The 2363-nt window shown below is 63.1% G+C and carries 2 protein-coding genes; both read left to right on the top strand.

Going from position 1 to position 2363, the window contains the following annotated elements; genetic code table 11:
- Window positions 1-625 precede the first annotated feature (625 nt).
- Entirely contained in the window at window positions 626-997 is a 372-nt protein-coding gene (locus tag RF650_RS13475) for a DUF4440 domain-containing protein (RefSeq protein ID WP_131333174.1), read from the top strand.
- Between the two features lie 93 nt (window positions 998-1090).
- The gene (locus RF650_RS13480; protein WP_131333173.1) at window positions 1091-1903 is read left to right on the top strand and encodes an abortive infection family protein; all 813 of its coding nucleotides are present in this window, start codon (window positions 1091-1093) and stop codon (window positions 1901-1903) included.
- The last annotated feature ends 460 nt before the right edge of the window (window positions 1904-2363 follow it).

Below are 2363 nucleotides of genomic sequence, written 5' to 3' on the forward strand. Positions count from 1 at the left end.
GACCGATGAGTGGGCCGAGGGCCGCCGCTACCTCGGACTCGAGGTCCTCACCCGTTGCCGGCTCACCCCCGTGGCCCGCACCGGAAGCGAGGTGATCCCCGACCGCCTGACCGCCCTCACTGCCTGACCCCTACGAAAGATCGCTACACCACTTCTCGGGGCTTGACCTGCCCCGAAAGTTGGTGAGAAGCCGCCTTCGGAGTACATCGACCTCAAGTTGGCCTCCCGCGTGAACGGAGCTTCGATGCGCATCATGCCCCTCGCCATCTACTCCTAACGTTCCCAGGGTTGATCCGAGCGCGCAGCTTCCCGACAACGAAGGGCGCGTCAACAAGCGTTGCGAGGATCGCGCCATTCACGGCTGCAGTTCACGCACCGGCGACTCGTCGACACGGTCCCGGGTGCTGCCGTAAGGGCATCCCGAATACGGGGAACAGAATGTTCCGGTCATGCGACGGGTCAGTGCTGCGCCCCGCCTGGCGCTCGGGCGCCGACACGGTGTTTCGAGATGCAAGTTGTGGAGCGCGTGCAGTTGAGGTGGACCGATAGAAACTTGCCCGATGCCGCGGGGCGCGTGAGCATACTCATCTGCCGATGTGCGCGCGTTGTTGGCTAGCGTAGTGGCATGGACTCGCTGACACTGGATGCCCTCTTGGAACTGGAGCGAGCGGGATGGACCTCCCTCTGCAACCGCACCGGTGGTGCCTTCTATGGCGACCTGATGACCGACCATGGCCTGATGGTCCTGGTCGATGGTTCCGTCATGGACCGAGACGCCGTGATCGCCTCCCTCAATGACGCACCCGGTTGGGACACGTACGAGATCACAGATCCCCGACTTGTCCCGGCTGGAGGTCAAACGGCCGCCCTGATCTACAAGGCCAAGGCTTCTCGCGGCGACGCGGAGCCGTTCGAGGCAGTCATGAACAGCACCTACGCGCTGGTTGACGGGCAGCCCCGCCTCGCGCTGTACCAGCAGACAACAACCACGCACTGAGCACGTCGCCCGTGGGCGATCGCTCATGCCACGTGGGGCGCGAATCTCGAACGTAGTTCCCTGCCCAGGCGAGGAACTCTCTACTGTGTGAGCATGGAGAACCCGATCAACGGAGAAGTGGTTGCAGCTCTGACTGTATTCGTCCGCGGGGGAAGTGGCCCTTCTCACTCCTCGCTCACCTCCGCCTTCCTGGCAGCCGGAATTGTCGGCCTCACTCGTTACAGCTCGGGTTCGCTCGACAGTTTGAACAAGGTCGACCGAATCACCGAGGCTGCCCGCAAGGTCTGGCAACAGCCCACCCGGGGCCGACGTCTGGTCGAGGAAATCTTGAGTATCTATCGAGTGGCAGGCATCTTTGGCGACCCCAACCTCCAGATGGAGGTCGCATCACTCAGAAGCGCCCTGCTGCAACGCGGTTGGGCTCTCGATACCGACGGCCGACTGGACCGGTTGGGCGATATCGATCTCGAGGTTGGGGATCGGCAAGCGCTAAATGATCAGTTGAACCGCTTGCGTCGCAACACCGAAGATGCCGGCCTGCTCCTGGGGACAGCCAAAGAGCTGCTTGAATCCGTCGGAAAGTTTGTACTGGAAGAGAACGGGCGCCTTCCCGGCCGCAGGATCGACATGCCCGAGGTGATGACCGTCAGCATGGAGACCTTAGGCATCATGCCCGTCCAGGTCGACGCCTCCACGGAGGGCGGCAAGCAACTGCGCAAGGTTTATCAGGCGGTCCGCACGGTGGTCGATGCCATCAATGAGCTGCGCAACGACCACGGAACAGGCCACGGTCGAACGCTGCCGAGCGGCGTGTCCGTGGAAGCGGCACGGTTCATGATCAGGCAGGCCACGATGGTCGCCGAGATGATGCTGGCGACTCATGACCGCCAAATGGGGCGTGCTTGACGACGACGGATGAGTCGCACCAGCGACAGGATCGGTCTCGCCACTGACTTACAGGGCGGAGCTGCTCCAGAATTCATAGCGGTGGTCCTCGCACGGCAGCCGCACACACGCACCAATCCGCCGCTCCGCGCGGCGTCGAAGCCGCGCCCCAATGCCGACCAGCGCACGAGTCTCGCCACTTAGTGCTGCGATTTTCGCGCCACTTAGCGCTGCGATCCACAGGGTGGCAGGCTGGAACCGACGGGGTGCGAATACGGTGGGTTGAGCCACCGGCTCGCCTCGGTGGTGCAGAACCCTTCGTTTGAGCTACCCGCCGAGCGTGCTGGCTGGCGGGCGAGCAATCTTGGGTGCGGAAGTTCCAGGGCATCGGGCACTCTGTGAACTATGAGATCATCAGCCACCCAAATCCTCGTCGAGCCGCACGAACAGCTCACCGCGCACCGGATTGATCAACTCCGGG

It is taken from the genome of Kocuria sp. CPCC 205297 (assembly GCF_040981035.1).
Lineage (GTDB): Bacteria > Actinomycetota > Actinomycetes > Actinomycetales > Micrococcaceae > Kocuria > Kocuria marina.